The 6,599-nt window shown below is 62.9% G+C and carries 5 protein-coding genes and 2 pseudogenes; 5 read left to right on the top strand and 2 right to left on the bottom strand.

The window, feature by feature from the left end:
* The 4 genes from ACLBYB_RS32335 to ACLBYB_RS32320 all read left to right on the top strand — a co-directional run.
* Positions 1-228: hypothetical protein (locus ACLBYB_RS32335; RefSeq protein WP_447701317.1), on the top strand; the 228-nt coding region annotated here is incomplete at its 5' end.
* Positions 229-1,191: 963 nt separating this feature from the next.
* A complete protein-coding gene (locus ACLBYB_RS32330; RefSeq protein WP_447701316.1) occupies positions 1,192-1,518 on the top strand; it encodes a hypothetical protein in 327 nt (108 codons plus the stop codon).
* A gap of 94 nt (positions 1,519-1,612) precedes the next feature.
* Positions 1,613-2,560: a TylF/MycF/NovP-related O-methyltransferase gene (locus tag ACLBYB_RS32325; protein ID WP_447701315.1), complete on the top strand. Its 948-nt coding sequence runs from the start codon at positions 1,613-1,615 to the stop codon at positions 2,558-2,560.
* A 200-nt stretch (positions 2,561-2,760) separates the two neighbouring features.
* Complete coding sequence (locus tag ACLBYB_RS32320) at positions 2,761-3,939, top strand: tetratricopeptide repeat protein (protein WP_447701314.1); 1,179 nt, start codon at positions 2,761-2,763, stop codon at positions 3,937-3,939.
* A gap of 131 nt (positions 3,940-4,070) precedes the next feature.
* Here the strand turns inward: ACLBYB_RS32320 and ACLBYB_RS32315 are convergent, their stop codons facing one another.
* Positions 4,071-4,652: a hypothetical protein gene (locus ACLBYB_RS32315; RefSeq protein WP_447701313.1), complete on the bottom strand. Its 582-nt coding sequence runs from the start codon at positions 4,650-4,652 to the stop codon at positions 4,071-4,073.
* Positions 4,653-4,781: 129 nt separating this feature from the next.
* Positions 4,782-4,949 (bottom strand): annotated as a pseudogene (locus ACLBYB_RS32310) (transposase domain-containing protein); the annotation flags it as partial.
* Between the two features lie 91 nt (positions 4,950-5,040).
* Between ACLBYB_RS32310 and ACLBYB_RS32305 the strand changes: the two are divergent.
* A pseudogene (locus ACLBYB_RS32305) lies at positions 5,041-5,993 on the top strand (IS630 family transposase).
* Positions 5,994-6,599: the final 606 nt, after the last annotated feature.

Here is a 6,599-nt window from a genome sequence, read left to right as displayed (position 1 = left end):
CACCTCAATCTGGCGCAGCTTCAGCACGACCTGCTCCGCGTTCGTCTTCTGACCTCGCCGCATGTCCGACTCCTTGTCCTGGCTGATCCTCTCAATCAGCCCGGTCCAAAGCCAGCCGGTCAGGTCATCGCTGCATCGTTGAATGCCAAAGCCGCCATTGCGGCCGCCATCGCGGTTGCCGCGCAGTCGATTTTGCTTGCAATGCAAACACTGCCGAATCCGAACTGAAGCCTAAGCACGAAAAAGCCCGCGCCGGCGGACCGGGCGGGCTCAGATCACCGGGAGAAGCTGCCCGAGAGGCCTACGCGGCCAAGCGCATTGCAGGCGCATCGCGCCGGCAGGCGGCCGCTTCGGTTGCGCGGGACATAGCTGCACGCGCGTCCCATCCCCTGAGACCTACGGCTCGCTCCTCAAGGATGGTCGTCTCGAGGCTAGAAGGTGCCGCCGTCGTGGGGCGGGGCAAGGTGGGTTGCCGACCGGGCATCATGGCTCTCGCTGTTGCAGCGCAGCAGTGCGCCCGAATGGTTACCGGCCCGCCTCCGGCGAGCGTGCGCGCGAGGATGTGATGCGACCACCGGCACACGAAAAAGCCCCACGCGGCTGCGCCGGCGGGGCCGAAGAGAACGCACGCGAATGATTGCGTCAGCGGCTACTTGCTGCTGCCACCACCGCCGCCGCCCTGAGGAACAGCGCGCTCTGGCTGATTTGCATTCCCGGCAGACGACGAGCTCTTGGACATTGTGTCGGCCGGCTGCCCGGTCGGCGATGCCGTCACGGCGCCAGTGCTACCGGTCGTGCTGTTCTGCGGCGCAACTACGCCTGAGGCGCCGGAAGCGGTGGGCGCAACAGGGGTCGCCGTGGGAGCCTGTGCAGAGGCTCCGCCTGCGAGGAGGCTGAAGACGGCGGCGGCTGCGAGAACGCGATGGCGCATAAGAACCTTCCTTGAGTTGGAGGCTGACAAACGCGCTCGCCTGAGAAGTGGTTCGATATATACGAAGCCAACGCAGATTCGGAAAAGCTTCGGGCGGCGGCGCCGGCGGGGCTGAGTGAATCCCTGGGAGGAATGCCGGGCCGTCACAAGCCGCAGGCCAGCGCAGGGCACAGAAGCGCTTGCGCGAGTGGATCGGCCGGCCCTTGCGACAAGGCTCGGAATGATGGATCGAGCGCAGGTCTCACGCTCAGATATTCATCATGAAGTTGCGCATTCTGCGCCCGTTCAAGCGCCACCCCTCGATCGTCAAGGTTCGACTGCCCGGCTTCGACCCGGTCTACTATCTGAACGCCTATCCTGACGTGCGGGCCGCAGGGCTGAACCCACTCGACCACTACCTCCGGTACGGTTGGAAGGAAGGTCGGGATCCGAGCGCGGGCTTCAGCACCGACGGCTATATCGCCGCGAACCCCGACGTAGATGCCTCTAGCCACAACCCGTTGGTTCACTTCGTGAACACGGGCTTGGCCGAGGGTCGGACAGGCTTCTTTAAGGATCCGAGTTCACCGGCTCCGAAGCCGCGCTGACGGTAGGAGCGCGACAAAGGCCCTGTGTGGCTGTGCCAGCGGGGCTGCTAAAATGCAACCAATGAGCGAGGACCAAGCGGATTCCTAACCTGGGTTGTTTCACTTTTCCGTGAATCAGCTTAGGCGGTCCGCTCGGCACGCGTGGGTTGAACATACGCTGCCGTTCCACAGCCTGTGGCTGGCGCTCGCTGACCTCTGGCTTAAGGAAGCAACAGGGGGGCTGGCGGCAGTGCAGATTTCGTCGCAGGCAATTGCGCAGGCTGAAGGTATCTCCTTCGTCTCGCGCTGGCCAGACTCCCCCAGGCCGGCGCCTGAAAACGCATACGACGTGGATCATGTATTCCATGATCTGTATGATCGCGCTCAGGCTGCTACCGGGATGCATGAACGCGCGGTTCGGCGGCAGCGGCATTATATGATCCCGCAGTTGCTGCGGCGGGTGGCTTGGGTCGAAGGTGACTTTGCCGAAGTCGGATGCTTCCGCGGACTGTCAGCTTACGTGACCTGCACGGTCCTCGAAGAACTTGGACGCACGGAAGGCTTTCACATCTTCGACTCGTTCGCCGGACTGTCGGAGCCCGCCGGGCAGGATCATTCGCCTCTACTGCCCGCGCGCGCAGAGGGGGCACCAAATCCGTTCGCCTGCTTGGAAGACGAGGTGCGCGCGAACCTCTATCCGATCCGGTTCGTGCATTACCACCCAGGCTGGGTGCCGGAGCGATTCCCCGATGTTGCGGACAAGCGCTTCGCCTACGTGCATGTCGACGTCGACCTGTACGAGCCGACGCGAGACACCGTAGAGTTCTTCTGGCCGCGGCTGAGCCCGGGAGGGGTGATGCTGTTCGATGACTTCGGGACGCTGTATTATCCGGGCGCTCGGAGGACGATCAATGAATTTTTCGACGGCCGTCGGGATGCGTTTATCTTCGAGACGCCTTCTGGTTCAGGCGCGGCCATCAAGCTTACTGGCGGCGATGGCGGCCAAGCCGGCGCACTGCAAACGTTCGTCCGGATGCTGCGAGGGCTTCTTCGGCGGAATTAGTCCGCCGGTTTAGAGGCAAAAGATCTCAGGCATGGAAAAACCGCTGTGGCCGGAGCCGGCTGGGCTGAGAGTGGCGGCTGCGCAGGCACAACGCGCTTCCTAACCTGGGTTATTTCAATTTTTCGTGATTCGGCTAATGCGGTCCACTCGGCGCGCTTAGGTTGAATGTGCGACGCCGTTCCACAGCTTATGGCTGGCGCATGACCCTCGAGGAAATTCGAGCCAAATTCGCAGCTGATGCGACGTATAAGTCGCTGGGGCTCCTCGCCAAGGAGTTGGAACTGTTGATTGAGCGCGATGGCAATTCGGCGGATCATGCCATGCTGCTCGGTCAAATTTATCAGGCTCGTGGCGAGTGGCTGAAAGCTGCCAGCATCTATGCTCACTACTCCGAGGTATTCCCGGATCATGTCGACTTCACTTACCAAGCAGCACTAACGTTTGTTGACGCCGGGCTTTATGAAAAGGGCCACAGCTATCTCAACAAACTAACGTGCTGCTTGGAGCGACTGTCTGATCATCATCTACGCGGGATCTGGCGGGCCGCATCATTGCTGGCAGATCACGAGCTCGCCTTCCAAGCGCACGCACTCGTCGCAGATCGAGGTTCGCCGCACGCCAATAGCGTCGTGGAACGGCGCATCCAAATGGCAAGACACGAACGGCCTTCTAACATGCCGATGGTCGTCTCCATTGGCGAAAATTGCTTACCGTGGATGCTTGCCAATCGCTGGGGGTTTCGCCGCGACATCTTTGCCTTGCGCCATCAAAGCTTTTTCAATCTGGCTCAGACAAAGAGCTTTGCCGTAGCCGATCTGATTAATGACGGCGTAAGCGCTCTTACTGATGCAGCAAGCCTAAGTTCGTATGAGCTGCCCACAGGCACGCCGTGCCCTGCTAATGAAAAGTACAAATTCTTCTTCAATCACGAGCAGGGCGATCGGTGGATAGCCAATAGTTTCGAAAAACTCCGTGGATTATACGAGCATCGCATTGCCGCTTTCGATGCTGCCCTTAAAGAGCCTCGATGCATCTTCTTCCATTATACGAAATCGGGAAGTCGTGCGGGTGACGTCTTGAGATCGATCCAATCGCGGAGATCGACGCGCGATTATCGAATAGTGCTTATCAGCATTTCTGATGTTCCGATTGATCTAAGAGGAGTTGATGTTACTACGGTACTGATAAGACATATGCAACTGCCTCGCCCCGACTATGTCTGGTTCAAACCAGATGACTATGAGAGCCCGGAAGGGTTTGAATTCGAGAAGCAGATCAGCGACCTACTTAGCGAGGCCGTTGCCGCTTTGGAACCTGGTACGAAGCACGAAAAAACCGCCGCGGCCGGAGCCGGGCGTTTTGAGAGGGTCTACGCTTAGGGTGCTGGGTAGACGCTCGGGCGGGCGGGTGCGCGACCTAATCCTTCGGTGCGGTCCGGTTGCCGAGGATGATGCCGGCCAGGAACGCGAGCAGCGCCCACACCAGCGATAGGTCCTGCGCGTCCGGTCCTTCATGGCGTCACCGCCGCGCGCGGCAGGATCTCGAAATCGAGCGTCGGCAGCATGACGACGATCGACCACCCGAGGGCGCGCTGGAGCGGGTTGCAATCGTAGGCGACCACGCCGAGGAGCCGCCCGCGACCGGGCATGGCGTCCAGCGGAATTACCGGCCCAATAGTCTCCTCTTCACGGCCGATCGGCCCGTAGGCGTCGAAGCGCTCGGGCTCGAAGTCGAGCCGCCGGCCGGCCCCATCGACGATCCACCAGCGGCGCGTGATCTCGCACGACCGGTCGCGGATCCGGACGCCGCGGATCAGCAGCCTGTCGCCGACATGGACCTGCCGCGCAGGATTCACGACCTCTCGGGTGACCTGCCGGACGGGCGGCTCGCGGTCGATCACCATGGCGAAGATCCAGCCCAGCACCAGGAGCAGGATGCCATAGTAGACCCTGTTCATCAGGACCTGTAGCCGCCCCCGTCTTCGCGCGATCGCGAGGGCGACCTCGACGCCGCGGGCGTAGATCTCGTCGGTCCGATCAGCGTCGTGGAGCATCTTCACTTGGGGGAGGAAGGGGGGCTTGTCGCCGGGCATCAGTGCGGGATCCCCCCTTGGTCAGCACCAGCCCGACGACGGCGAGCACAATGGCGCCGAGGACGGACTTCACCAGCCAGCCGACGTGGTCCTTCAGCTTGGACACGTCGTCGACCGTAAGCGCTGTCCTCAGGCCACGGCTTTGAGGGCTGGCGTTGGCTGGTAAGTCCATGGCAGCAGATCATCGAGGTGCCGCTGCGGATGGCCCTCGACGATGCGGGTGATGACGTCGGCCAGGTAAGCCTGCGGCTCGACGCCGACGAGCTTGCAGGTCTCGACCAGCGAGGCGATTACCGCCTAGAGTGGTCACCGATCGAATTGAATCGTTTAGGGTTTCGGCCGCGGCGGTGATGTGATTCGATGCGTGGCTTTCCGAGGAGGAGAGCCGATGGCGTCTGCCCTGTCCGTTGATCTGCGCGAGCGTGTCGTAGCCGCGATCGAGGCGGGGGCTTCGCGCCGGGAGGCGGCGCGGCGCTTCGAGGTCAGCCCGGCCAGCGCCGTGCGCTGGCACGGGACCTTCGTGCAGGAGGGTCGGACACAGGCCAAGCCGATGGGCGGCGATCAACGCTCGCACACCATCGAGGCACAGGCCGACCTGATCCGGCAGACCTACGAAGCGCAGCCCGAGCTGTTCCTGCATAAGTTGCGCGACCGTCTGGCCGAACTAGGTCTGCGGGTTGGGGCAGCAGCCTGTCCCGCTTCTTCAAGCGCCACGGCATCACGCGCAAAAAAACACCGGCCACGCCGCCGAGCAGGAGAGGGAAGACGCGAAGGCCGCGCGCCTGTCCTGGTTCGACGGCCAGCTCGATCTAGACCCGGACAAGCTCTTGTTCCTCGACGAGACCGCCACCAACACGAAGATGGTCCGCCGCTATGGGCGAGCCCCGCGCGGCGAACGCTGCCGGGTCGCGGTGCCGTTCGGCCACTGGAAAACCATCACGGTCACTGCCGGTCTGTGCACCAGCGGCCTGACAGCCACCGCACTCTTCGATGGACCGATGACCGGCGCGCTTCCGTGGCTATGTCGAACAAACCCTCGTCCCAGCCCTCAGGCCCGGCGACACGGTCGTGCTCGACAACCTGCCCGCCCACAAGGTCAGCGGCATCCGCGAGTGCATTGAGGCGGCGGGAGCGAGGCTGCTCTACCTCCCGGCCTATTCCCCCGACTTCAACCCGATTGAACGCGACTTCGCCAAGCTCAAGGCCATTCTTCGTGCCGAGGCTGCTCGCACGATCAGCGACCTCTGGGACACTAGCCGACGAGCCTTCAGACGCTTCACGCCAGCCGAATGCCGCCGCTATCTCGCCGCCGCAGGCTACGACGCATATGATCCAACATGATCGAATGCCGCTCTAGCGTCGAAAAATGCGTCCTCGAAGACTGCGGCACGCTCACGCGCAAGATGGCGGCGCCGTCCTCGATCCCATCCTCATTAGCGTACCGGATGACGTCGACGGAGCAGTGCCGCATCCTCAAAGCGCCCCGACAGCGCGCTCCTGCGGAACTCGGGCGTGACGCGTGCAACCGCCCTGCGAGAAGCCCTCGCGGGTGTGGGTCGTGGCATCACATTTGCCCACGCTGTCCCGGCGGAGACACGGCGGTAACCATTCGAGCGCGTGGCCCTCGCAGGAACCCGCGGAGCCGTCATGACCAGCCACCGACCGACGATGCCGCGCCCGCTGAACGCGGCTCCGTGCGTCCTGGAGACGACGATCCTCGCCGCGCGCCTCGCGGCGCTCGTGGCCTAGGACGCCGGCGCCGCGATGGCCCGGGCCGCCGCGGCGCCGGAGCCATGCCCGGCAGCCAACTGGATACAGATCGCCGCCTAGCTGTTTGATCCCAGGGTTTGATGGTGCAGTTTTCTCACGCGAGTGGAAGGACGCGCTATGGGCCAGGTTCAGCACGGGAGCGCCACGACGACAGCGGCAGTCCGTCGAGCGATACAG

The organism is Methylobacterium sp. D54C (assembly GCF_053345595.1).
The sequence above is the reverse complement of the archived record's forward strand: the minus strand, read 5'-3'. Positions and strand labels throughout refer to the sequence as shown.

Excerpts from the sequence above, each read along its gene's own strand:
- ACLBYB_RS32315 (WP_447701313.1), bottom strand. The coding sequence starts at position 4,652 with ATGCCCGGCGACAAGCCCCCCTTCCTCCCCCAAGTGAAGATGCTCCAC.
- ACLBYB_RS32330 (WP_447701316.1), top strand. The coding sequence starts at position 1,192 with ATGAAGTTGCGCATTCTGCGCCCGTTCAAGCGCCACCCCTCGATCGTC.
- ACLBYB_RS32320 (WP_447701314.1), top strand. The coding sequence starts at position 2,761 with ATGACCCTCGAGGAAATTCGAGCCAAATTCGCAGCTGATGCGACGTAT.